The organism is Clostridium sp. 'White wine YQ' (genome assembly GCF_028728205.1).
Lineage (GTDB): Bacteria > Bacillota > Clostridia > Clostridiales > Clostridiaceae > Clostridium_T.
The window spans coordinates 1,164,415-1,189,633 of record NZ_JAQYUU010000001.1 but is presented as its reverse complement, the minus strand read 5'-3'; the positions used below and the strand labels follow the sequence as shown (position 1 = coordinate 1,189,633).

At 30.2% G+C, this 25,219-nt stretch carries 21 protein-coding genes; all 21 read right to left on the bottom strand.

The genetic code is table 11. The features are described from left to right. Nucleotides 1–146: 146 nt before the first annotated feature. Complete coding sequence (locus PTZ02_RS05970; RefSeq protein ID WP_274226896.1) at nt 147–1,106, bottom strand: hypothetical protein; 960 nt, start codon at nt 1,104–1,106, stop codon at nt 147–149. Between the two features lie 144 nt (nt 1,107–1,250). Continuing rightward, nucleotides 1,251–2,321 (bottom strand): recombinase RecA, encoded by a 1,071-nt coding sequence (recA, locus tag PTZ02_RS05965; protein WP_274226895.1) that lies wholly within the window; start codon nt 2,319–2,321, stop codon nt 1,251–1,253. Between the two features lie 176 nt (nt 2,322–2,497). Next, nucleotides 2,498–3,085 carry a CDP-diacylglycerol--glycerol-3-phosphate 3-phosphatidyltransferase gene (pgsA, locus tag PTZ02_RS05960; protein WP_274226894.1) on the bottom strand — a complete coding sequence of 196 codons (588 nt, stop codon included), beginning with the start codon at nt 3,083–3,085 and terminating at the stop codon, nt 2,498–2,500. Beyond that, on the bottom strand, nt 3,069–4,403 hold the full coding sequence (gene rimO, locus PTZ02_RS05955) for a 30S ribosomal protein S12 methylthiotransferase RimO (protein ID WP_274226893.1): 1,335 nt from the start codon (nt 4,401–4,403) through the stop codon (nt 3,069–3,071). The genes pgsA and rimO overlap by 17 nt, the downstream gene beginning before the upstream one ends. Before the next feature lie 78 nt (nt 4,404–4,481). Beyond that, nucleotides 4,482–6,809: an FtsK/SpoIIIE family DNA translocase gene (locus PTZ02_RS05950; protein ID WP_274226892.1), complete on the bottom strand. Its 2,328-nt coding sequence runs from the start codon at nt 6,807–6,809 to the stop codon at nt 4,482–4,484. A gap of 95 nt (nt 6,810–6,904) precedes the next feature. Further along, nucleotides 6,905–7,642, bottom strand: a complete 738-nt coding sequence (locus PTZ02_RS05945; RefSeq protein WP_274226891.1) for a ClpP family protease — start codon at nt 7,640–7,642, stop codon at nt 6,905–6,907. Between the two features lie 109 nt (nt 7,643–7,751). Then, a complete protein-coding gene (dapG, locus tag PTZ02_RS05940) occupies nt 7,752–8,948 on the bottom strand; it encodes an aspartate kinase (RefSeq protein ID WP_274226890.1) in 1,197 nt (398 codons plus the stop codon). A gap of 21 nt (nt 8,949–8,969) precedes the next feature. Then, nucleotides 8,970–9,245, bottom strand: a complete 276-nt coding sequence (locus PTZ02_RS05935; protein WP_202766269.1) for a YlmC/YmxH family sporulation protein — start codon at nt 9,243–9,245, stop codon at nt 8,970–8,972. An 88-nt stretch (nt 9,246–9,333) separates the two neighbouring features. Beyond that, nucleotides 9,334–10,632, bottom strand: a complete 1,299-nt coding sequence (locus tag PTZ02_RS05930) for a M16 family metallopeptidase (RefSeq protein ID WP_274226889.1) — start codon at nt 10,630–10,632, stop codon at nt 9,334–9,336. 48 nt (nt 10,633–10,680) lie between these two features. Further along, nucleotides 10,681–12,786, bottom strand: a complete 2,106-nt coding sequence (locus tag PTZ02_RS05925) for a polyribonucleotide nucleotidyltransferase (protein ID WP_274226888.1) — start codon at nt 12,784–12,786, stop codon at nt 10,681–10,683. 90 nt (nt 12,787–12,876) lie between these two features. Further along, nucleotides 12,877–13,140, bottom strand: a complete 264-nt coding sequence (gene rpsO / locus PTZ02_RS05920) for a 30S ribosomal protein S15 (protein ID WP_202766266.1) — start codon at nt 13,138–13,140, stop codon at nt 12,877–12,879. Nucleotides 13,141–13,260: 120 nt separating this feature from the next. Continuing rightward, a complete protein-coding gene (locus tag PTZ02_RS05915; protein WP_274226887.1) occupies nt 13,261–14,190 on the bottom strand; it encodes a bifunctional riboflavin kinase/FAD synthetase in 930 nt (309 codons plus the stop codon). Between the two features lie 19 nt (nt 14,191–14,209). Further along, a complete protein-coding gene (truB, locus tag PTZ02_RS05910) occupies nt 14,210–15,088 on the bottom strand; it encodes a tRNA pseudouridine(55) synthase TruB (protein WP_274226886.1) in 879 nt (292 codons plus the stop codon). Further along, nucleotides 15,088–16,032 (bottom strand): DHH family phosphoesterase, encoded by a 945-nt coding sequence (locus PTZ02_RS05905; RefSeq protein WP_274228066.1) that lies wholly within the window; start codon nt 16,030–16,032, stop codon nt 15,088–15,090. The genes truB and PTZ02_RS05905 overlap by 1 nt, the downstream gene beginning before the upstream one ends. After that, nucleotides 16,029–16,379, bottom strand: a complete 351-nt coding sequence (rbfA, locus tag PTZ02_RS05900) for a 30S ribosome-binding factor RbfA (RefSeq protein ID WP_202766263.1) — start codon at nt 16,377–16,379, stop codon at nt 16,029–16,031. Before rbfA ends, PTZ02_RS05905 begins: the two co-directional genes overlap by 4 nt. Before the next feature lie 12 nt (nt 16,380–16,391). Then, nucleotides 16,392–18,473 (bottom strand): translation initiation factor IF-2, encoded by a 2,082-nt coding sequence (gene infB, locus PTZ02_RS05895; RefSeq protein ID WP_274226885.1) that lies wholly within the window; start codon nt 18,471–18,473, stop codon nt 16,392–16,394. Between the two features lie 23 nt (nt 18,474–18,496). Further along, the gene (locus tag PTZ02_RS05890; RefSeq protein ID WP_207753582.1) at nt 18,497–18,811 is read right to left on the bottom strand and encodes a ribosomal L7Ae/L30e/S12e/Gadd45 family protein; all 315 of its coding nucleotides are present in this window, start codon (nt 18,809–18,811) and stop codon (nt 18,497–18,499) included. Beyond that, nucleotides 18,801–19,070, bottom strand: a complete 270-nt coding sequence (gene rnpM, locus PTZ02_RS05885; protein WP_274226884.1) for an RNase P modulator RnpM — start codon at nt 19,068–19,070, stop codon at nt 18,801–18,803. The genes PTZ02_RS05890 and rnpM overlap by 11 nt, the downstream gene beginning before the upstream one ends. Nucleotides 19,071–19,092: 22 nt before the next feature. After that, nucleotides 19,093–20,145 carry a transcription termination factor NusA gene (gene nusA, locus PTZ02_RS05880; RefSeq protein WP_274226883.1) on the bottom strand — a complete coding sequence of 351 codons (1,053 nt, stop codon included), beginning with the start codon at nt 20,143–20,145 and terminating at the stop codon, nt 19,093–19,095. Nucleotides 20,146–20,164: 19 nt separating this feature from the next. Continuing rightward, on the bottom strand, nt 20,165–20,620 hold the full coding sequence (gene rimP / locus PTZ02_RS05875) for a ribosome maturation factor RimP (RefSeq protein WP_274226882.1): 456 nt from the start codon (nt 20,618–20,620) through the stop codon (nt 20,165–20,167). 255 nt (nt 20,621–20,875) lie between these two features. Then, nucleotides 20,876–25,201, bottom strand: coding sequence for a PolC-type DNA polymerase III (locus tag PTZ02_RS05870; protein ID WP_443112612.1), 4,326 nt, complete (start codon nt 25,199–25,201; stop codon nt 20,876–20,878). Between the last annotated feature and the right edge of the window lie 18 nt (nt 25,202–25,219).

The following is a 25,219-nucleotide window of genomic DNA, read 5'->3' as shown; positions in this document are numbered from 1 at the left end:
ATATATTCTCACTGTAAACTAGTGAATTTGATAAACCAGTATTTGTTATTATTGTATAGCAATTTTTTTCTTATGTCAAGCGACAACAATTGCTAGGTGAATTAACTATGGTATTATAAGCATAATATACCTAGCAAAAAATTTGGTTATTTTTTAATTTCAATTCCTACATTTGAAAATTCACAACTTGAGCAATCATAGTTTTTAATTTTTAGCTTTCTGTAATTATTATTAACTATAAATCTATACTTATTCAATTTATATTCGTCTCCGTTTATATAAACTGCATCCTCGTAAAATTTTATTGCTAGTGGAAGTAAATCCTTAATATTTTTATTAAATAGATTATCTTTCTCTACTGGTGTATATATTGTTTTTCTACAATAAGTATCATATACTTCTATGCTATCAGTAGATGTACTTATTGATTTTATATTACCATTATCATAGAATTCTAGAGAGTTATTTTCTCCATGTATTCCTATTGCACTATAATCGTATGCATTTATATTGCCTATTGGTGTGATTATCTTTGTTATATCACTTGGTTCGCATGATTTAATACTCCCATTTTCATATAAAGATACGCCTATTCTTATTTTAATATCTTGTTCATTAGCATTAATTAATATATTATCCCCTGGCCATAAGGTAATACTTTTGATTTTCTCATTTTCATAAAATTGAAGAGTCATAAATTTGGATTTAAAAGATCCAAAGCTAAAATTAAAATCATATTCTTGAGCAAGATCATGTTCATTTTCTTCACCCCAATATGCTGTAAGTTTGCCATTTAAGTGAAATAATCTTTTTATATAACCATTGTCATAAAAAGTTATTTTCTCTGCAGAAAAATATTTGTCCTTAATTTTTATATTTGTATTCTCATTTAATGATATTACTTTTAGATTTCCATTTTCATAGAAAGATAGTGAATTAATATATTTCTTTCTTACCTCATCATATTCATATTGTGGGATCAATTCTCCATAAGAGGTTTCTAAGATGTTTTTCTCAGTTAAAATACATTCTTTCAATTGACCATTATTATAATATATGGGTGAAGATATTCCTTTAATAACACCGTACTTTGTATTTAACTCCATATAATGTACCTCCTTTATCTATCTAAAAATATATAATTTTATATAACAAAAAGGAGCAGTGAATTTCACTGCTCCTTTGCAACACCATTATATGATATTAATTTTAGCATGATTTAGCCTTTATGTCATCTTAAAAAATCAAAATTATTTTGCTTCTTCTTTAGTTGTTTCTTTAGCTTTAGCTTTATCCTTTTCAGTCTTAGCAGGAGCTGCAGCTAATGGTAATTCATATTTTTTTCTAATTGTATTTTCTATTTCTAAAGATAATTCTGGAGTATCTTTTAAGAACTGTTTAGCATTTTCTCTTCCTTGTCCTAGTCTAATATCGCCATAAGAGAACCAAGCTCCACTTTTTTGTATTATGTTCTCTTTAACACCTACATCAACTATGTTACCTTCTTTTGATATACCTTCATTATACATTATATCAAATTCAGCTTGCTTAAATGGTGGTGCCACCTTATTTTTAAGAACTTTAACTCTAGTTCTATTACCAACTATGTTATCACCAAGTTTTATAGAATCGATTCTTCTAATATCCATTCTTACAGAAGCATAGAATTTAAGAGCTCTACCACCTGGAGTAGTTTCTGGGTTACCAAACATAACACCAACTTTTTCTCTTAATTGGTTTATAAATATAGCTACACATTTAGTTTTGCTTATAGTTCCAGTAAGTTTTCTAAGTGCTTGTGACATTAATCTTGCTTGAAGACCTACATGAGAATCTCCCATTTCGCCTTCTATTTCAGCTCTTGGAACTAAAGCAGCTACAGAATCCACAACTATAACATCAATTGCTCCAGAACGCACTAAAGCTTCAGCAATTTCTAATGCTTGCTCTCCTGTATCTGGTTGTGAAACTATTAAATCATCAGTATTTACTCCTAGGTTATGCGCATAATTAGGATCTAATGCATGTTCTGCATCTATATATCCAACGGCTCCACCTGCTTTTTGAGCTTCTGCTACTATTTGTAAAGCTACTGTAGTTTTACCTGAACTTTCAGGACCGTATATTTCTATTATTCTTCCTTTTGGTACTCCGCCTATTCCTAAGGCTATATCTAAATCAAGACATCCAGTTGATATAGCTTCTATCCCGCTGTTAGTATGCTCGCCTAATTTCATTATTGAGCCTTTTCCGAACTGTTTCTCTATCTGGCCCATTGCAGCCTCTATTGCTTTTAGTTTATCCATATCTAAATTTGCCATGAAGTTCCATCCTTTCTCGAACATCTGTTCTATATACTAATTATATGTTACTTTTTTATTTATGTCAACAAGGGATATAGTGTTTTTTTATAGGAAACTTAAAACCCTATAACATAAAAGTTCCAATAAGAATTGGAACTTTTATCTAAATTATTGTCATTTATTTTTTTAATATACTACTTATTTGTATCTATTGTATTTTTGTTTTTGTTAAAATAGTCAACTCCAGAAAGGATAGTAATTGCTACAGCTATATATAATAATATATCTGGCAAATAATCATATAAAGCATGAAGTGTACTATTAGTCATAAAAGTATTTAAAAGCATACTTGAATTATTTATATTTACTTTAAGTAATAGTGTTATTATTGCAATAATCTGAATTACAGTTTTAATCTTTCCCCACCAGGAAGCTGCAATAACAGTTCCTTCAGCAGCCGCTATAGTTCTTAAACCAGAAACAGCAAATTCTCTAGCTATAATTATAACAGCAGCCCAACTAGGTATGATTTGTAATTCAACTAAGGAAATTAGTGCAGATGTAACTAACAACTTATCTGCTAACGGATCCATGAATTTTCCAAAGTTAGTAATTTGATTTCTACTTCTTGCAATATATCCATCTAGCTTATCAGTTAATGATGCTAGTATAAATATAAAAGTAGCTATATATGTTCCATAATCAATTTTCAATGCAATAAACAGTAAAAATACTGGTACTAAAACAATTCTAATAAGTGTCAATTTATTTGCAAGATTCATCACAAACAACCCCTAATAAATCATATTCCAAAGCCTCGGTAATTTTAACCTTAACAAACTCTCCAACCTTCAGGTCTTGATCTTTTATAAATACATTTCCATCAATTTCAGGAGCCATTTCTTCACTTCTACCAAAGAAATATTCTCCATTATATCCTTCCACAAGAATATCATAGATTCTTCCAATTTTCAAACTATTTATTTCAGAAGAAACATTCTGTTGTATAAGCATGATATCCTCTTCCCTTTTAGCCTTTAAATCTTCAGAAATTTGATTACTCATTGTCGCAGCTGGAGTACCTTCTTCTTGAGAATATCTAAACACTCCAACCTTCTCCAGTTTGTATTCTTGAAGAAAATCCTTTAGGGTATCAAAGTCTTCATCACTCTCACCTGGGAACCCTACGATTAATGATGTTCTAATAGTTATATTAGGAATGGATTTTCTTATAGTATTAATTTTATCTAGTACATCTTCCTTTGATGTTTTTCTTCCCATAAGTTTAAGGATATTAGAAGAAATATGTTGTAATGGCATATCTATATATTTACAAATCTTTTCTTCTGAAGCCATAACACTTATAAGCTCTTCAGTTATCTCTTCTGGATAGCAGTACATAAGTCTAATCCATTTAAGATCATTTATTTTGCAAAGTTCTTTAAGTAGCCTATGAAGTGCTTTCTCACCATATAAATCTATACCATAACGTGTGGTATCCTGAGCTACAAGAATTATTTCCTTAACTCCATTACTTACTAAAGCTTCTGCTTCTTTTAAAATATTTTCTATTGATCTACTTCTGAACTTTCCTCTTATTTTTGGAATTATACAGTAGGTACAAAAATTATCGCACCCTTCAGCAATTCTTAAATAAGCTGTTGCTTTATCAGTAGTTATAACTCTATTGCCTTCATTTATATTTTCGTCTGAATAATCTATTGAGACCACTCTCTCATTACCAGCAATGAAGTCTTCTATATACTGATTAATTTTTTTATAATCATTTACTCCAAGCATTATATCTATTTCAGGCATAAGCTCTTCTAAATCTTTTCCATATCTTTGCGTTAAACATCCAGTTGCAATTAAAAGTTTGCAGTTATATTTATTTTTATATTTAGCCATTTCAAGTATTGTATCTATAGATTCTTGTTTAGCTTTCTCAATAAACCCACAGGTATTTACAATAATTATTTCAGCTTCTTTTGGATTATTCGTAAATTCATAATTTGTTTTCATTTCACCTAGTAAGATTTCAGAATCTACTCTATTTTTGTCACAACCTAAACTTACTAAACCTACCTTATATTTTGTCAAAATTATTCCTCCTATGTTAGATAAATTACAAATTTAATTTTAAAACTCTTTATATTTTAAAACAAGTGTTTTTTTTGTTTAATACTCCTCTAATTCGCTTTTTGATATTAATACCTGCCTTGGTTTTGTTCCATCTTTTGCTGATATAATACCTCTTTCTTCTAATTGCTCAATTATTCTAGCTGCTCTATTAAAGCCAATTCTTAATCTTCTTTGTATATATGAAGCAGAAGCTTGGCCGCTTTCAACTACAATATTTATTGCTTCATCAAGAAGTTCATCAGTATCATCATCAGAAATTTTATTATTTTCTACAGATTCACTATTTATATGGTCAATTATTTCCTCTTTATATTGTATGTTATTTTCATCTGATTTTATGAAAGAAACAACTTTTTCAACCTCTTCTTCAGAAATGAAAGCACCCTGTATCCTTAGAGGTTTCGATTCACCAACTGGGTAGAATAACATGTCTCCTTTACCTAATAATTTCTCAGCTCCGGAAGAATCTAGTATAGTTCTTGAATCAACTTGTGAAGAAACTGCAAAGGATATTCTAGATGGTATGTTAGCTTTAATTACGCCAGTTATAACATCTACAGATGGTCTTTGAGTCGCAAGAACTAGATGCATACCTGCAGCTCTCGCCATTTGTGCTAATCTTGCAATGTATTCCTCAACATCATTTGGACATACCATCATTAAATCTGCTAACTCATCTACAATTATAACGATATAAGGAAGCTTTGCTTCAATTTGTCCTTTTTCTAAAAGTGCATTATATGATTGTACATTCCTTACACCTAAATCAGCAAACAACTTATATCTTCTTGTCATTTCATTAACAGCCCAATTTAATGCTGCAGCAGCTTTTTTAGGATCTGTTACTACTGGTATTAATAGATGAGGAATTCCATTATAAACATTTAACTCTACAACCTTAGGGTCAATCATAAGCAGTGCTACATCCTCTGGTGAATATTTATATAATATACTCATGATTAAGGTATTAATACATACAGATTTTCCCGAGCCCGTAGCTCCGGCAATTAATAAGTGAGGCATTTTGCTTAAGTCTGTTACAATACACTGTCCTGCAATATCTTTTCCTAATGCAAAAGCAACATTACTTGTAGAATTTTTAAATTCATTGGATTCTAGTACTTCTCTTAAAAATACAGGGGTTACCTTTTTATTTGGAACCTCTATACCTACAGCAGATTTTCCCGGTATTGGAGCTTCTATTCTTACTCCTGAAGCAGCTAAACTTAATGAAATATCATCAGATAGATTTACAATCTTTGAAACCTTAACTCCGATATTAGGTTGAAGTTCATATCTTGTAACTGCTGGTCCTTTTGTAACTTGTAAAACCTTTGCTTCAACCCCAAATGAACTAAGAGTTTCTTCAAGTTTATTAGCTGAAGCTATAAGTTCTTTTTTATCTTCCTTATTAATCTTAAGCCCACTATTAGCATTTAAATAGTCTAAATTAGGTATAATATATTCCTTTTCTGCTTTTACTTCAGATATTTTTTCAACTATTTCTTTATTTACATCTTCTTTAACATTATTTTCAAGTTTTTTGCTTTTAGTTGGCTCGCTTTTAACATTAGAAATATCAGAAGCTATGTCACCCATTTGAAACACTGCAATTTCTTTATTTTTCTCTTCCTCCAACGGCTCATTATGAATTTCAGCATTTTTCATAAAATCTAATATTTTAATCTTCTTATTTATACCATCTATATATTCATTTTCAACCTTGCTTTTATCAACTTCTAAATTAATATCTGGTTCTCTTTCTTTTAATTGAATATTTTTATTTTTTAAATCTTCCTTAACTCTTTTACCTTTATCTTTTATATTTTTCCCCATATCTCTAATTGAAAGATTAAATGTTATTACTATACATATAACATATATAGCCATATAAACAATTATTGAACCTACAAATCCTAAAATTTTATATATAGGATATGCTAATGTAAAACCTAAAATTCCACCATCTAATGGTGAGGAGAGTTTAATTATGTCTCCTATAATTGTAAAAAAGTCAGATGTGTTATTACTACGTATGTCCATATTTATTGAAGCAACTAATAGTAATGTATTAATTACTAAAAAGGTTATTGGGTAAAATTTATACCCTAGCTGAAGCTCACCTTTGTGATATATGATCATAGCACCAAAATATATTAGATATAATGGCATTACAAATGCTCCAATTCCTAAAAGAGAGAATAAAACATTCTTTGAAAATGCAGAAAAGTATCCTGCTAAATTAGTATATATACCTATTGCTAAAATGAATCCTATAACAATCCACATAAAACCTTTTATCTCTGAATATTGCTTTATCTCTGTTTTTTTCTTCTTTCTTGATCTAGTCTTTCTCCTTGCCATTTTACCACCCCTATCTCTCTATTCTATATTATAATTTAATATCCTTTTTTACACAAATAAACCATAGGATTTTTCCTATGGTTTATTTAACATATCTATTCTATCATAGACTCAAGTTTATCTAAAGCAGATTTTACTCCACCAACTTCATCTATCAATCCAATATCAACTGCTTCTTTTCCGATGAGTATAGTACCCATATCATTAAGAAGTTCATCTGTCTGCAACATTAAACGCTTTAATTCATCTGTTTCTATCTTAGAAGTTCTAACAATAAAATCATTTATTCTTTGTTGCATCTTATTGAAATAATTAAAGGTTTGAGGAACTCCTATTATTAGTCCGTTCATCCTTATGGGATGAATAATCATTGTTGCTGACGGAGAAATAAATGATGCTTTAGCAGAGGTAGCTAATGGAGCACCTATAGAGTGACCACCACCAATTACTAATGAAACAGTTGGTTTAGACATGCTATTAATCATTTCAGCTATTGCTAGCCCAGCCTCTACATCTCCGCCAACGGTATTAAGTATGAATAAAACACCTTTAACATTTGGGTTTTGTTCAATGGATAAAAGTTGAGGTATTAAATGCTCATACTTTGTAGTTTTGGTGTTTGGTGGCAAAATCATATGCCCTTCTATTTGACCAATTATAGAAATAACTTGAATTCTTTCATCAGGCTTTACAGGTTCTGTATTACCAACTTCTTTAATTGATTCAATTTCCTCATTCTTTTCTTTTTTTTCTTCAGCTTGGGATTCAGCAGAATAAAAATTATTTTCATTAGGATTTTTTTTATTTAAATTTATAGGATTATCATAAGTCATAACAAACACTCCTCCTGTACCTTTATATTTTGTACAAGAGGAGTATTTTTATACTATAGGATTCTCAATTTATTCTTGTTTAAATAAGTTATTTGTAAAACTTAAAATCTTATAATTGAAAAGTCTTGTGTAAAATATTAGTAGCTTCACTTACCTTATCGCTTTCGATTAAACACCAAATAGTGCTATGAGAGTCAGCAGTTTGAAGTACATCTATATTACTATCACTTAATGCTTTTATTATCTTTGCCATTACACCAGGTATTCCAGCCATTCTTGAGCCTATAACTGAGATTTTACTACAATTTTCAATTAAGGAATATTTAATATTAATATTTTTAAATATTGTTTCTAGCATGTTTTTCTTACTGCTATCAATTGTAAAAATCTTTTCTTTTGGAAATATATTTATTAAATCCAAACTGATATCATTATTTGCAACAATATCTAAAAGCTCCTTATAATGAGGATTGCCTTGATTATCCTCTAATTTAATAGAAACTTGTATTCTATTGTTCAAATATGTAATTCCAGTTATTATTCTTGAGCTATTTGAATCTCCTATACTATTTATTAATGTACCGGAACAATTATTCATTGTATTCTTAATTACTAGCGGCACATTTCCTCTCATTGCAATATCGACTGCTTTAGGATGAATTACTTTAGCACCTTGATCTGCTAATTGGAAAACTTCACTATAACTGATTACATCTATTAAAGAAGCATCTTCTACAATTCTTGGATCAGCAGTCATTATTCCATCTACATCGGTATATATTTGGATCTCGTGAGCATTTAAAGCAACACCAATTAAGGAAGCAGATGTATCACTTCCTCCTCTACCTAAGGTAGTTATAAAGCCTTCTTTTGTCACTCCTTGAAATCCAGTTATTACTGGGATATATCCCTTAGAAATTATGTCACTTAACATTTTAATATCCACATTAGTTGAAGTAGCGTTAGTAAAGTCATCGTTAGTTACGATACCAGCTTGTCCACCTGTTAATGGCATAGCCTTAAGACCAATTTTATTTAATTCATTACTCATTACTACTGCACTTATTATTTCACCACAACACATTAATAGGTCTGTAGCCTGTTTATTTTCTTCTTTAAATTTATCATCAAGCAAAGATAACAATGTATCTGTTGCATAAGGTTCACCTTTTCTACCCATAGCAGAAACAATAACTACAGGTGAAAAGCCTTCATCTATAGCTGCTTTTACTTTTTCTACTACAAACTTTCTTCTACTTTCAGTTGATACAGATGTGCCACCGAATTTTTGTACTAAAAATTTCAAAATATCCACTTCCTCTTAATTTTATAACCTTGCACGTTTTATATTCTCTTCTTCTACATCTAGAATTATAGTTTTTGATCCTATTTTCTTTACATACTCCCAAGGTATTTCTAAATATTCACTACCTCCGAAAAATGAAAATTTTGAGTTGTTTAAATTAATGATTAAAAACTTAAGATTTCCATCATCATCAATTATAATATCATTATTAGATAAATAACTATATTTTTCTCCGTCATTTACGTTAATTATTTCAAAACGTTCCATTTCACTTAATGTTTTAATATTTTCACTCATAGCATTACCCCCTTAAAACATAATATGAATTAAGGAGGTAATTTATAACTAAATACATTCTTAAAATTTACATAATATTATATTGTAACTATACTAATGTTGCCTTTAGAGAATTATAAGCAAAAACTTCCTTCTCGCATTGAGCAGATAATTCATCAAGAGAAATACTTTTTCCAACAAATGCTCCATTTATAATTCCATCATCAAAACAAAAACTTTGAACTTCTTTTATGGAATCTTTATTAATTCTATCTATTTTTTTAATTATATCTTCTGGAGTATTTATTTTATTTTGGAATAGCACGGATTTACCGTTATTAAACATCCTTGCAGAGGTACTCTCTAATCCCAAAATATAATGTGCTTTAATCTTCTCTTTATTTATATTTATCTCTTCTTGCGTAAATTCTTTTGTTTTAAATTTATTTAACTCCTCTTTAATAACAGAAATAGCTTTACCAGCGTATGTTGGACTTAAACCAGTATATACATTAAATGCACCAACATTTTGAAATGGTAGCAGATATGAGTATATTGAATAGCATAAACCTAACTCTTCTCTAACTTTTTGGAATAAAATAGAGGATGCTCCACCACCAAGTATATTATTTAGAAGAACTAAACTATAACCTCTTTCATCACCATTAGGAACACCTTTTAGTCCAAAGTTAATATGAAGTTGCTCTATATTTTTTTCAGTATATAAAAAGTTTTCTTCTAATTTAGACTTTGAATATTCAAAAGATCTATTTGAAGTTTCTTCCCAAATACCAAAGTAATTTTCTATTAAAGCTTTTAATTCAGATTCATCAAAATTTCCACATATTGAAATGACAGTATTTTTAGTAGTATAGTTGTTATTTATGAAATCTTTTAGCTTCTTTGAATTAAAGCTTGATACAGTTTTAGGAGTACCTAAAATTGCATAGGATAACGAGTCATCACCAAAGGCTGCTTTAGCGTATACATCGCCTAAAACTTCCTCAGGAGTATCCTCGTTCATATTGATTTCTTCTATTACTACTCCTTGTTCTTTAGATATTTCTTCGTCATCTAATTTAGAGTTTAGAATCATATCAGCTAAAATGTCTATAGAAAGTTCTAAATGTGTATTTAAAGCTTTAATATAATAACATGTTGATTCTTTACTAGTATATGCATTTATTTGACCACCAACATTCTCTATTTCTTCTACGATTTCCTTGGCAGTCCTTTTATTTGTACCTTTAAATAACATATGTTCAATAAAGTGAGATATTCCATTAATACTTGGATTCTCATTTCTAGAACCATTATTAACCAAAACACCAATGCTAATGGAATTAATGTAGTCGATTTTTTCAGTTACAATTCTTAATCCATTTTTTAAAGTATATAAGTTATACATAATGCCTCCATTTAAAAAATAAAAAGGCAACTATAATTGCCCTTCTATTTATTCTTCATCTTTTTTTTCAGTATCTACAATCGCATCTTTTCTAGAAAGGTTAACTCTTCCTTGAGCATCAATTTCAGTAACTTTTACTAATATTTCATCCCCAACTGATACAATATCTTCAACTTTATTTACTCTATTTACATCAAGTTTTGAAATGTGAACTAATCCTTCTTTTCCAGGTAAAACTTCTACAAATGCTCCAAATGCAGCTATCTTAGTTACTTTACCTAAGTAAACTTCTCCAACCTTAACTTCTTTTGTTAAACCTTCAATTATACCAATTGCTTGCTTAACCCCTGCTGAGTCAGAAGAAGATATAAATATCTTACCATCATCTTTAATATCAATTTTAACACCTGTGTCAGCAATTATTTTATTAATTACTTTACCACCAGCTCCAATTACATCTCTAATTTTATCAGGATCTATTTGCATAGCTGAAGTCTTTGGTGCAAATTCTGATACTTCTTCTCTTGGACCAGATATACAAGCATTGATTTTATCTAAAATTTCCATTCTAGCTTTCTTAGCATTTTCTATAGCAGTTCTTATAACATAAGCTGAAAGTCCAGCTAGCTTTGTATCAACTTGAATTGAAGTAATACCTACTTCTGTACCTGCTACTTTAAAGTCCATATCTCCAAAGAAATCTTCTATTCCTTGAATATCTGTTATAACGCCTTCTTCAGTTAAGTCTTCTGAAGTAATTAATCCCATTGCAATACCTGCAGCTGGTCTTTTTATTGGTACACCAGCATCTAATAATGCTAATGTAGATCCGCATACAGAAGCTTGAGATGTAGATCCATTTGAACTTAAAACTTCTGATACTAATCTTATAGTATATGGGAATTCTTCTTCAGAAGGTATTAATGGTTCTAAAGCTCTTTCTGCTAAAGCTCCATGACCAATTTCTCTTCTTCCTGGTCCTCTTAATGGTCTAACTTCTCCAACACTATATGCAGGGAAATTATAATGATGCATGTATCTCTTAGATTGCTCTTCACCTATACCATCAAGAACTTGCACATCACCAATTGCACCTAATGTAGCAACAGTCATTACTTGAGTTAATCCTCTAGTAAAGATACCAGTTCCATGCGTTCTTGGAAGTACATTAACTTCGCAGTTTATAGGTCTTATTTCATCAAATCTTCTTCCATCAGGTCTTCTATGTTCTTTTAATAACATGTGTCTTACTACTTCTTTTTGGATGCTGTATACTACTTCACCAACATCACTCATGTTATCAGGATATTTTTCTTTAAATGCATCAAGAACTTTAGCCTTAGCTTCATCTACTGCTAAGTTTCTCTCATTTTTATCAATAATATACATCGCTGTCTTTAATATTTCATATGAGTAATCTCTTACATCTTGAGCTAGAGCATCGTCTACCTTGTGTAATTCAGGAACTATCTTTTCTTTACCGAATTGTTTAACACACTCTTCTTGGAATAATGCAATCTTCTTACATTCTTCAAATCCAAAATTAATAGCATTGATCATAGTTTCTTCTGGTATTTCATTTCCACCAGCTTCAATCATCATTACCTTGTCTTTTGTAGCACAAACTGTTAAGAACATTTCAGATTTTTCTCTTTGAGCTGATGTTGGATTTATAACAAAGTTTCCGTCAATTAATCCTACTTGAACACCTGCAACTGGAGTCGTAAATGGAATGCTTGATAATGCTAATGCAGTAGAAGCTGCATTAATTGCTAAAATTTCTGGAAGATTATCGTTTTCTACAGATACAACTGTACAAACTACTTGAACATCATTTCTGAAACCCTTTGGAAATAAAGGTCTTAATGATCTATCGATTGCTCTACCATTTAAAATAGCGTTTTCAGAAGGTCTTCCTTCTCTTTTAATAAATCCACCAGGTATTTTACCTACTGCATATAGTCTTTCTTCATATTCAACGCTTAATGGAAAGAAGTCTATTCCATCTCTTGGTTTTTCTGAAGCATTTACATTTGTTAAAACAACTGTGTCACCATAACTCATAAACATAGCACAATCAGATAACATACCAATGTTACCAAATTCTACTTTCATTTCTCTTCCGGCAACAGTTGTTGAATAAATATGGCTCATAAATTAACCTCCTTTAGGTTATGTAAGTATCTACATAATTTTACAAATTTTGCCCTTCTAAAACAATAGAGCGGATATACCGCTCTATAATTATCTTCTTAATCCTAATTGTTGGATGATTGTTCTGTATCTTTCGATATCGATGCTGTTAAGATAGTTTAATAAACCTCTTCTTTGTCCAACCATCATTAAAAGACCTCTTCTTGAATGGTGGTCTTTTTTATGTGTTCTTAAATGCTCAGTTAAAGAGTTTATTCTTTCACTTAATAGAGCAATTTGAACTTCTGGAGAACCAGTATCTCCTTCATGTCTAGCATATTTTGCAATAATTTCTGCCTTTTTAGTTTTATCCATGTAAATACACCTCCGTAATTTATCCCCTATTTCCAAGAAGAAAGTCGGCTAGTCTTAACTCTTAGAAGTAGGTTCCTAAAGAGTATTATAACAAAAGAATTTTCCATTGTAAATGAATTTTTACAAATTAATACTTAAAGACTCTTTTACAGCAAATTCTTTGTCAGAATTTAATTGTGCTATTAATTCATCTAAAGATGCAAAGTTTTCCTCATCTCTTATTCTTTTGATAAAATAAACTTTTAGTATCTTATCATATATATCTTCATCAAAATCTAATATATATGTTTCTACAGTTAAATTTTCACCTTTTACTGTAGGGTTATATCCAACTGATGTAATTCCTTTATATTGTTTTTCATTAATAACTACATTTGTATAATAGACACCTATCTTAGGTAAGATAAAGTCTGAAGAATATTCAAGATTTGCAGTTGGAAATCCAAGCTGTCTTCCAAGTTTTTTACCATGAATCACTTTCCCTTGAATATAATAAGCTCTTGAAAGCATTTCATTGGCATCTTCAATATTTCCGCTACTTATCTCTTCTCTAATTCTTGATGAACTTACTATCTCGTCTTTATATGTATAAGCATCTAATATATGTAACTTAAAATTATATTTTCCTTCTAAACTTTTTAAAAGCTCTATGTTACCTTTGTTTTTATAACCAAATCTATAATTAAATCCAACAACTATTCCTTTTGCATTATATTTTGTACATAATAAAGAAATAAAATCTTCTGGTTCAATTTTCATAAAGCTTTCATTAAAATCAACCAAAGTAAATATATCAATTTTTAAATCACTTAGTATTTTAACCTTTTCTTCATTACTCATTAAAAGCTTAGGTGCTAATTCAGGTCTAATTAATGAAAGGGGATGATTCTTAAAAGAGAATACCATGCTTTTCCCGTTATTTGCGTTAGCTAATTCTCTAGCCTTATTTATTAAAGTCAAATGTCCTTTATGTAAACCATCAAAACTGCCTAATGCAATATAAGTATCTTCTTTGATTGCTTCATTATTAATTTCATTAATTATAATCATTTATATATTCCCCTTTTTGTTACTCCATAAGATTTTTAAGTAGTTTGAATCCCTGGTCAGTTCCTTTTCCTAAACCTAAGAATTCATTTTTGGAATTATATACTTTATATATTTCATCTAATTCAAAAAAGCTCTTTGTAAAATTAGGATCTAGAAGTTTCACACCATTTATGAGTAATTTTTCATAGCCTTCTTCTAATATAACACTTTCATACATTGAAAGTGCTTTCTCAGAAGAAATCATATGGCTTAATAAAGTTTCTAAATCCAAGCTTTCTAAATCTACGGAATCTTTTATATCAAAAGGTTCTGATGCCATTCTAGTTAATTCCCTCATTACAGCACCTACATTAAGACTTTTACCTATATCATAGCATAAGCTTCTAATATATGTGCCTTTAGAACAACTTACATCCATAGTTATATATGGCAAATCTATCTCAATATTCTCAATATTAAAGATAGAAATTGGTCTTTTTTCTCTTTCAACTTCAATGCCTTTTCTTGCTAACTCATATAGTCTTACTCCATTTTGTTTTAATGCAGAATACATTGGTGGTTCTTGCATTATATCACCTTTAAAGGAACTAATGACATGTAAAACCTCTTCTTTTGTTATGAAGGAAGCATCATGTTCTTCTAATATGGTACCTTCTGAGTCATAGGTATCAGTAATTATACCTAATTGAAATTTTACTCTGTATTTCTTTTTACCTGACATTATATAGTCAATTAATTTTGTACTTTTTCCTAGACAAATAGGTAGAACACCAGTTGCCAAAGGATCTAGTGTTCCGGTATGACCTATTTTTTTTTCTCCAGAGATTTTCTTAATCTTATAAACAACATCAAAAGAAGTAATTCCTTTAGGTTTATTTATATTAATTACGCCATTCATTAAACCAACTCATTTTCTATAGATGTTAAAATAAGTTCTTTAACATCTTGAATAGTTTTATTTCTAAATGTAATTCCAGAAGCTTTGGTATGTCCTCCACCGCCGAAAACTTCAGCTACTTTTCTTACATCAAAATCATGTTTACTTCTTAAGCTAACTTTGACGCCGTCTTTTATTTCCTTAATAAAAACTGCAACTTCTACACCTTTTATTTTAAGTCCGAAATTAACAACATCTGATACATCTTCGCAGTCATCACAAATATCCTTTGTTAACTCAAGATAAGAAACTTTCCCATCAAAATACACTTTAATATTCTTTAGTATTTCTCCAAGAATTTTAAGGCTATTTAATGGTTTATTGTCAAATATTTCAGAATGTATTGAGGAGTTATCAATGCCTAGCTCAATTAACTCACCAGCTATTTCATGACTTCTCTTAGTAACATTTGAAAATCTAAATGAACCTGTATCAGTAACCAGGGAAGTATATAAACATGTAGCTATATCTTTATTTATAATTATATTCATAGTCTTTAAAAGGGAATATATTATCTCAGCAGTTGCTGCAGCATTTACATCTATATAATTTATAGTGCCATATTCATCATTTGACAAATGATGGTCTATGTTTATTATAGTACCAGAGTAATTACCTAAATCTGCTGAAATTCTTTCTAAATTACCGCAATCTACAACTATTACTAAGTCTGTATCTTCCTTAGGTGTTACTTGAAAGCCATTAACTTCAGATGAACATGGTAAATATCCCATGTCATCTGAAACTATGTCTTTTGAAATTATATATGCATTTTTTCCATATTTCTTAAGTCCCATTAGTAATGCTAATGCACTTCCTAATGCGTCACCATCTGGTGAAATATGATAAGTTATGCCTATATTTAAGGATTCATTTATTTTTTTTATTACTTCATCCATGATTATTTCTCCTTAATCTTTTCAATTAAAGAATCGATATACATACCATTAGATATTGAGGAATCTTCTTCAAATAAAACTTCAGGAGTATATCTTAGATTTATTTTATGTCCTAACTCTCTTCTAATAAAACCACTTGCACTCTTTAGTGCTTGCAACGTTGCTTTCTTTTCCTCTTCATTATTCGTAAAGATTGAAACGAAAACTTTAGCATATCTTAAATCCTTTGTTACATTAACATCTGTAACTGAAACCATGGCTGACATTCTAGGGTCTTTAATCTCGTATTGAATTAGGGAAGAAATAATTTTTTTAACTTCTTCATTAATTCTTCCGCCTCTGTAATTAGCCATAAAATCACCTCTTTATAGTTCTTTTCTCTTTATTGCTTCTACTGTAAATGCTTCTACAATATCTCCTTCTTTAATGTCATTGAATTTTTCAACTGTAATACCACATTCATATCCAGCATTAACTTCTTTAACATCATCTTTGAATCTCTTTAAAGAACCTAAAGTAGATTCAAAAATTACGATTCCATCTCTTATTATTCTTACATCAGAGTTTCTTACTAACTTACCATCAAGTACATAAGAACCAGCTATAGTACCAACATTAGAGATTTTATATGTCATTCTAACTTCTGCCTTACCTAATACAACTTCCTTGTAATCTGGATCAAGCATTCCAATCATAGCAGATTTAATATCTTCTATTGCTTCATAGATTATTCTATAAGTTTTCATATCTACAGATTCTTTATCAGCAACAATACTTGCATTAGTATCAGGTCTAACGTTGAATCCTATAATTATTGCATTTGATGCTGCAGCTAGAGTTACATCAGTTTCAGTAATAGCTCCAACTCCACCGTGAATAACTCTAACTTTTACATCATCTGTAGAAAGTTTTTCAAGTGAAGATTTAATAGCTTCTACTGAACCTTGAACATCAGCTTTTACAACTACTGGAAGTTCTTTTATCTTACCTTCTTTTATTTGAGAATATAAATCTTCTAATGAAACTCTATGGTTTGAATTAAGTTGTTCATCTCTAACTTTTTCTTTTCTTGATTCAGCCATAGTTCTAGCAGTCTTTTCATCTTTAACAACGTTAAATCTATCACCTGCTGCAGGAACTTCTGAAAGACCAAGTATCTCAACTGGGATTGAAGGTCCAGCTGACTTTATCTTCTTACCTTTATCATCAAACATAGCTCTGATTCTTCCGTATGTTGAACCAACAATAATAGAATCTCCTACATGTAATGTACCATTTTGAACTAATAAAGTAGCAACAGCTCCTCTACCTTTATCAAGCTCAGCTTCTACAACTGTTCCTTTAGCTCTTCTATCAGGATTTGCAGTTAATTCTTGCATTTCAGCAGTAAGAAGTACCATTTCTAATAAGGTATCAAGGTTTTCATGAGTTTTGGCAGAAACATTTACACATATAGTATCTCCACCCCAGTCTTCCGCTACTAATCCATGTTCTGTTAATTCTTGTTTAACTCTATCTGGGTTAGCACCAGGTCTATCCATTTTGTTTATAGCAACTATCATAGGAACTCCAGCAGCTTTACAGTGATTAATAGCTTCTTTAGTTTGAGGCATTATTCCATCATCTGCAGCAACAACTAGAATTACTATATCAGTAATTTGTGCACCTCTAGCACGCATAGCAGTAAATGCTTCGTGGCCTGGAGTATCTAAGAATGTTATTTTTTCTCCATTAACTGTAACTGTATAAGCACCTATATGTTGTGTAATACCACCAGCTTCTCTTTCTGTTACACTTGATTTTCTTATTGCATCAAGTAAAGAAGTTTTACCGTGGTCAACGTGTCCCATTACAGTTATAATAGGAGGTCTTTTCTTAAGATTCTCTTCTGATTCTTCAACTTCTTCTTCAACTTTTTCTAAAGTAAGATCATCAGATTTTCTTTCTACCATAATTTCAAATTTTTCAGCTACCTTTTCAGCAGTTTCAAAATCTATTTCTTGATTAAGTGCAGCCATTACACCAGAGAACATTAAAGTTCTTATAACTTCTGTACTTGGTTTATTAAGTTTATCAGCAAGATCCTTAACAGTGATACTATCGCCTATTTCAATAATTTTATCGCTACCAGCAGATTCACCATTTTCAGAATCCTCTTCATTTTTCTTGCCTTTACCTTTTTTCTTCTTCTTCGATTGATTGTTTACTTCTTCAGCAACCATATCTTCATATTCGTCTACAATAGTTTTTGGTTCAGAAGAATCAGAAGTTAATTCGGATTTTGAGCTTCCTGATAAAAGTTCTTTTATAAGTTCAGCATCTTCATCCTCTATAACACTCATGTGATTCTTTACAATTATTGAAAATTCTTCTTCTAACAAAGTAATTAAGTCTTTACTTGAAACACCTAATTCTTTTGCTAATTCATATACTCTAATTTTAGACATATATTCACCCCCGAATATTTTGGTTAAATTTGTTTATTTTCTTCATATAGTGATAATAGCTTCTTTGAGATATTATCATCTGTAACTCCAATTATATTAACTTCTGCACGACCAATTGCACTCCCAAGATCTTCTTTATAAAAATCTAGTATATAGGGAATATTATTTTTTTCACAATAAGTTATAAAAAGCTTTTTAGTTCTTTCCGATATATCAAGAGATAGAATAAATAAAAAGATTTCTCTTTTATTTAATGCATCATTACACTTGTTATATCCTTCAAGTAATTTTCCAGCTCTTTTTGACAAACCTAAGAATTGAAAAAATTTATTTATCATTATTTATTTCATCCTTTAGCTTTTCATAGACATCGTTACTTATCTCATTTTGTAAGTTCTTATTAAGTCGTCTAGACTTATATGCTTTTTCAAGACATTCAAAGTCTTTGCATATATAAGCACCTCTACCAGCTTTCTTTCCAGTAAGATCTACTGAAACATCACCTTCTGGAGATTTAACGATTCTAATCAATTCTTTTTTTGGTTTCATTTCCATGCATCCATTACACATTCTCATAGGAATCTTTTTAACTTTCATTAAAAACACCTCTCTATTCTTTTTATTCTTCTACTTGAGATTTGCTTTTAATGTCAATTTTCCAGTTAGTTAATTTTGCAGCAAGTCTAACATTTTGGCCTTCTTTACCTATTGCTAGTGAAAGCTGGGAATCGTCAACTACAACTTTAGCTGATTTATTATCTTCATCAACTTGAACATCTAGAACTTTAGATGGGCTTAATGCATTAGCTATAAATTCTTCAGGTTCCTTGCTCCATTTAATTATATCTATCTTTTCATTTTTTAGTTCATTAACGATATTTTGAACTCTTTGACCTTTAGGACCTACGCAAGCTCCCATTGGATCAACATCTTCTTCATTTGAGTATACAGCAATCTTAGTTCTTGAACCAGCTTCTCTAGCTATTGATTTTATCTCAACAACACCTGAATATATTTCAGGAACTTCAAGTTCAAAAAGTCTTCTAACTAATCCAGGATGAGTTCTTGAAACTAATACTTGAGGTCCTTTTGAACCGTTTTTAACTTCAACTATATATAACTTTAACATTTCATTAAAATTATAAGCTTCTCCTGCCATTTGTTCATTAGGTCCTAATATTGCTTCTAATTTACCTAAATCAACAAAAACGTTACCTCTATCTTTTCTTATAACAGTACCAGAGATAATGTCGAATTCTTTTTCTTTGAATTCATTGTAAACAATTTTACGTTCTGCTTCTTTAATTCTTTGCAAAACAACTTGTTTAGCTTGCATAGCAGCTACTCTACCAAAATTTCTTGGAGTAACTTCAATTTCAACTATATCACCATATTCATAATTAGGATTAATTTCCTTTGCATCAGGTAGTTCAATTTCAGTAAGTGCATCGTATACATCTTCAACTACTTCTCTTTGTGAGTAAACATGAATTTCTCCAGTGTCTTTATTGATACTAATTCTTACGTTTTGAGCTCCTCTATCACTACCAAATGAATAGTTTTTCTTATAGGCATTTATTAGAGCATCTTCAATTGTAGCAAAAATCAAATCCTCACTAATCCCTTTATCTTTAATTATCTCTCTTAATGCTGTAATGAATTCTTCATTCATTAATATACCCTCCCTTAATTTATATCTCACCTATAATATTTATGGTTTTAATCTTTTCTTTAGGTATTGTAACTTTATCATTATCGTTTTCTACAATAATTTCATTCTCAGTAGTTTCAAGTAATTTTCCTTTTATGTTCTTATGACCATCAACAGCTTTTGATAGCTTAACTAAAACTTGTAAACCTATGCTTTTTGCAATATGTTCTTCAGTAAATAATTGTCTATCAATACCTGGAGAAGAAACTTCTAAATAATATTGGTCTTTAATTGGATCAGTTACATCTAACATATCACTTACTGCTCTACTTACTGTTTCACAGTCATTAAGTGATATTCCATTAGTAGAATCTATATATATTCTTAAATAATACTCATTTTGTTCTTTAACATATTCTACATGATATAGCTCATATCCGTTGTCTTCTACTATTGGTTTAACTAGTTCATGTAATTTGTTTTCTATTTCACTCATAATGTACCTCCTTAAAAATTTATTATAGTTTACATTTAGTATAGCCTAAGCTAAGGGTTTTAATAGAGAAACTTTATTTACGACTATATTGAATATAAACTATGAAACCTAACTAAAAACGCAACCTTAGGAGTTGCGTTTCATAAAATAGAAAGAGCGGACAATTGTCCACTCCCTTCCTGTTTCTATTAATTAAGCTTCATAAGTTATAATATCATAGGTAGAAATTTATTACAATACCCTTTAGAAAGAAATTTAACCAAATAAGGATATTTGATTAGTTTCACCTAATCCTTCTAAGCAACCATGATTAGATAAGGTTTCAATTACAGTCTTAGAAACCTTGGCTCGTAATCTTAAATCTTCTTTTGAGATAAATTCACCATTCTCTCTACATTCAGCTATACTCTTTGCTGCATTTGCACCAACACCTTGTAAAGAATTTATTGGTGGTCTTATAAATCCATCTTCAATTAAGAATTTTGTAGCATGGGATTTATATAGATCTACTTTTAAGAATTTGAAGCCTCTCTTAATCATTTCAAAGGAAATTTCTAAAATAGTAGTCAAACCTTTATCTTTTTGAGTAACATTGTTACCAAGTTCATAAAGTTCTTGTAATTTATTTTTAATAGCAGCTTCTCCCTTACAAATTAAATCCGCATCAAAATCATCAGCTCTAACTGTAAAGTAGGTTGCATAATAGGCTAATGGATAATAAACCTTAAAGTAAGCTATTCTTACTGCCATCATAACATAAGCCACCGCGTGGCCTTTAGGGAACATGTATTTAATCTTTTTACAAGATTCAATATACCATTCAGGAACATTATTTTCTTTCATTATTTGCTCATATTCCTCTGATACACCTTTTCCTTTTCTTACTTTCTCCATTATGTTAAATGCAGTTTTAGGGGGAACTCCTTTGTAAATTAAGTAAACCATAATGTCATCTCTTGTAGAGATACATTCGCCTAATGTAGTATATCCTTCTTTTATATAATATTGAGCATTATTAAGCCATACATCAGTACCATGAGAAAGGCCTGAAATTCTAACCAAATCGGCAAAGGTTTGTGGTTTAGTATCTAAAAGCATTTGTCTAACGAATTTGGTTCCAAACTCAGGAAGTCCATAAGTACCTACTTCACATTCAAGTTCTTCCTTTGTTACTCCTAACGCATCAGGGCTAGTAAACAAGCTTAAAACTTTGTCATCATGAAGAGGGATTGTCTTTGGATCTAAGCCTGTTAAGTCTTGTAACATTCTTAAAACGGTTGGATCGTCGTGACCAAGTATATCTAACTTTAGAAGTCTACCACTTATTGAGTGATAATCGAAATGTGTTGTTACTACATCTGATTCACTATCGTCTGCTGGATGCTGTACGGGACAAAAATTATGGATATCATTATCTCTAGGAACAACCATAATTCCACCTGGATGCTGTCCTGTAGTTCTTTTTATTCCTGTACACCCTATAGTTAGACGTTCTATTTCTGCTGATGATGTAATAATATTTCTCTCATCTAGATATTTTCTTACATATCCGTATGCAGTTTTTTCAGCAACTGTACCTATTGTACCTGCTTTAAATGTATACCCTTTTCCAAATAGAACTTCCGTATACCTATGGATGACTCCCTGATTATCTCCAGAGAAATTTAAATCTATATCGGGCTCTTTATCACCTTCAAAACCTAAGAAGGTTTCAAATGGAATATCATGACCATCTTTTTTATAGAGAGTTCCACAATCCGGACAATTTTTATCAGGTAAATCTGCACCTGAACTTATAGATCCGTCTAAAAAGAATTCAGATTTTTTGCAATTTGGACATACATAGTGTGGAGGTAATCCATTAACCTCAGTTATATCTGACATTGTAGCTACGAAGGAAGAACCTACAGATCCTCTTGAACCAACTAGATATCCATCTGAAATTGATTTTGCAACAAGCTTTTGTGCAATCAAATATAGTACCGCATAACCATTTGAAATTATAGAATTTAATTCTTTATCTAATCTCTTCTGAACTACTTCAGGTAGGTTATCACCGTAAATACTATGAACTTTATTTAAAGTCATATTTTTAATATCATCTTCTGCTCCATCAATTTTAGGAGGATATGTTTCATCTGGAATTGGCTTACATGAATCAACTGAGTCTGCAATCTTATTTGGATTTGTAATAACAACTTCTTTTGCTATATCAGCCCCTAAATAGCTAAATTCCTTAAGCATTTCATCAGTAGTTCTAAGATATAACGGTGGCTGACTATCAGCATCACCAAAACCCTGTCCAGCAAGTATAATTGCTCTATAGATTGCATCTTCTGGATCTATAAAGTGAACATCACAGGTTGCAACTGTATCCTTTCCATACTTTTTACCTAAATCATAAATTCTTCTATTTATATTTTTAAGCTCTTCCTCATCTTTTACATTTCCTTTTTCAATAAGAAAATTATTATTAGCTATAGGCTGAATTTCTAAATAGTCATAAGATCTAACAATATCTTCTAACTCTTCATCACTCTTACCAGAAAGAATCTCTTTATAGACTTGACCGGCTTCGCAGGCAGAACCTATAATTAGTCCTTCTCTATACTGCTCTAGTAATGTTTTAGGTATTCTAGGTCTTTTAAAGAAATTATCTAAATGTGAAATACTTATAAGGTTATATAGGTTTTTAAGTCCAGCTTGATTTTTGGCTAATAATATTATGTGGTATGCTGGAAGTTTTTTAATATCTACATTACTTAAAAATTCTTCATTTAATTTCTTTAAATCAAATATGTTTAAGTCCTCTTTAATCTTCTCAAAACATTTTAATAATATTTCAGCTGTAGCTTTTGCATCATCAACAGCTCTATGATGATTTTCTAGTGAAATACCTAAATGTTTTGCTACTATATTTAGCTTCACTCTTTTAAGCTCAGGATATAAGAATCTAGCTAAAGGAACTGTATCTATAATAGTAAAATCAAAAGGTAATGAATATTTACTGCAGCTTGTTTTTATAAAAGATGTATCAAAATTAGCATTATGTGCAACTAGAACACTATCTGTACAAAATTCTAAAAATTTAGGTAGAATCTCTTCAATTGAAGGTGCATTTGCTACCATGTCATCTGTAATTGAAGTTAATTCGGTAATATTATAAGGAATACCTCTTCCAGGATTAACAAATGTAGAGAAGTTATCAATTATTGAACCATTTTGAACTTTTACGGCACCTATTTCAATAATTTCATCATTTTTTGAGGAGAAACCTGTGGTTTCTAAATCGAAAACTACATAAGTATCATCTAAAGATTCTCCCTTTTCATTAAGTGCAATAGGTACACCATTATCAACTAAATATCCTTCAACTCCATAGATTACTTTAATACCATGTTTTTTTGCAGCATCCATAGCTTCTGGGAATGCTTGAACTACACCGTGATCTGTAATGGCTATAGCTGGATGTCCCCATTTGGCTGCTCTTTCAATTAGTTTTGATGCTGAAGTAACAGCGTCCATTGTACTCATTGTAGTATGACAATGTAACTCTACTCTTTTTTCATCACTTAGATCTTGCTTTTGTATTTTTTGCATTTTAACTATATCTTTAACATTGAAGGTTACTTCTCTTGAATAATTATCATATCTAGCTTCTCCTCGTATTTTGCAGTATAATCCCTTTTTAACATTTTCCAAAACTCTTTCTTGTACTTTTGAATTAAGGAAGGCTTTAGCAATAATAGAAGAGGAATAATCAGTAATAAAGAAAGTAAGTAGTATTTTACCACTTTTAGTTTCTCTAGCTTCAACTTTAAAGATTTCACCTGTAATCGCTACGGTTCCAGACTCTTCACTTATACTCTTTATAGGAACAGAGTTTTCCATAATAACTCTACCCATTATTAGATTTTCATTATCAATTTTTGTATCCTTACTTTCCTGATTAGAATACTTTTGTTGATTTTCTTTTGGTTTTGAGTCTTTAGTAACTGAAGTTGCAACTACAGTTTTAATTTCTTTTATAATCTTCTCAGTTTCTTGCTTTTTAAAAGATTCGTATTCCTTACTTATTGCAGCATCTATATTTTCATCAAATTTAAACGATACTAGTGCCGTTATGCCGAAAAGATATGAAATATACCTTTTTAATAAGTCTTGGATTTTTTGAGACTTTGCAACCTTTATTAATATTTCTGAACCATAAGAAATAACTATAGAATTATCATTAACCTCTTTCTTACCTGATAAAAGTATCTCTTTAGCTAGAGGATGTTTCTTTATTATCTCTTGAACTAATTCATTCCAATGTTTATTAACCACTTCTTGTAACGTTATGTTAGAAATATCTATTAATGTTATTACATCAATATGTAAACTAAGATTTAATTTTTTTGTTATTATATTTTTTAGTATCTTTTCTTCCTCATTTGAAAGAGATTCACTACTTCTAATTACAGCCTTCAATTTATTGCTTTTCTTCATAAATTGAAAACCAGAAATTCGAATATTCTTATCTTCTAAGGCTTCTATTTTTTCTATTTCATTTTTTATTGAATCAATAAATTCCTTACTCAAGAATAAATCCTCCCATAG

Bases quoted from the DNA above. Each gene is read 5' to 3' on its own strand.
- PTZ02_RS05945 (WP_274226891.1), bottom strand. From the start codon at position 7,642: ATGACTTATGATAATCCTATAAATTTAAATAAAAAAAATCCTAATGAA.
- PTZ02_RS05915 (WP_274226887.1), bottom strand. From the start codon at position 14,190: ATGATTATAATTAATGAAATTAATAATGAAGCAATCAAAGAAGATACT.
- PTZ02_RS05970 (WP_274226896.1), bottom strand. From the start codon at position 1,106: ATGGAGTTAAATACAAAGTACGGTGTTATTAAAGGAATATCTTCACCC.
- rpsO (WP_202766266.1), bottom strand. From the start codon at position 13,140: ATGGATAAAACTAAAAAGGCAGAAATTATTGCAAAATATGCTAGACAT.
- pgsA (WP_274226894.1), bottom strand. From the start codon at position 3,085: ATGAATCTTGCAAATAAATTGACACTTATTAGAATTGTTTTAGTACCA.
- PTZ02_RS05925 (WP_274226888.1), bottom strand. From the start codon at position 12,786: ATGAGCCATATTTATTCAACAACTGTTGCCGGAAGAGAAATGAAAGTA.
- PTZ02_RS05950 (WP_274226892.1), bottom strand. From the start codon at position 6,809: ATGGCAAGGAGAAAGACTAGATCAAGAAAGAAGAAAAAAACAGAGATA.
- PTZ02_RS05935 (WP_202766269.1), bottom strand. From the start codon at position 9,245: ATGAGTGAAAATATTAAAACATTAAGTGAAATGGAACGTTTTGAAATA.
- PTZ02_RS05930 (WP_274226889.1), bottom strand. From the start codon at position 10,632: ATGTATAACTTATATACTTTAAAAAATGGATTAAGAATTGTAACTGAA.
- recA (WP_274226895.1), bottom strand. From the start codon at position 2,321: ATGGCAAATTTAGATATGGATAAACTAAAAGCAATAGAGGCTGCAATG.
- truB (WP_274226886.1), bottom strand. From the start codon at position 15,088: ATGAATGGCGTAATTAATATAAATAAACCTAAAGGAATTACTTCTTTT.
- infB (WP_274226885.1), bottom strand. From the start codon at position 18,473: ATGTCTAAAATTAGAGTATATGAATTAGCAAAAGAATTAGGTGTTTCA.
- rbfA (WP_202766263.1), bottom strand. From the start codon at position 16,379: ATGGCTAATTACAGAGGCGGAAGAATTAATGAAGAAGTTAAAAAAATT.
- rnpM (WP_274226884.1), bottom strand. From the start codon at position 19,070: ATGAAAGTTAAAAAGATTCCTATGAGAATGTGTAATGGATGCATGGAA.
- rimP (WP_274226882.1), bottom strand. From the start codon at position 20,620: ATGAGTGAAATAGAAAACAAATTACATGAACTAGTTAAACCAATAGTA.
- nusA (WP_274226883.1), bottom strand. From the start codon at position 20,145: ATGAATGAAGAATTCATTACAGCATTAAGAGAGATAATTAAAGATAAA.
- PTZ02_RS05890 (WP_207753582.1), bottom strand. From the start codon at position 18,811: ATGATAAATAAATTTTTTCAATTCTTAGGTTTGTCAAAAAGAGCTGGA.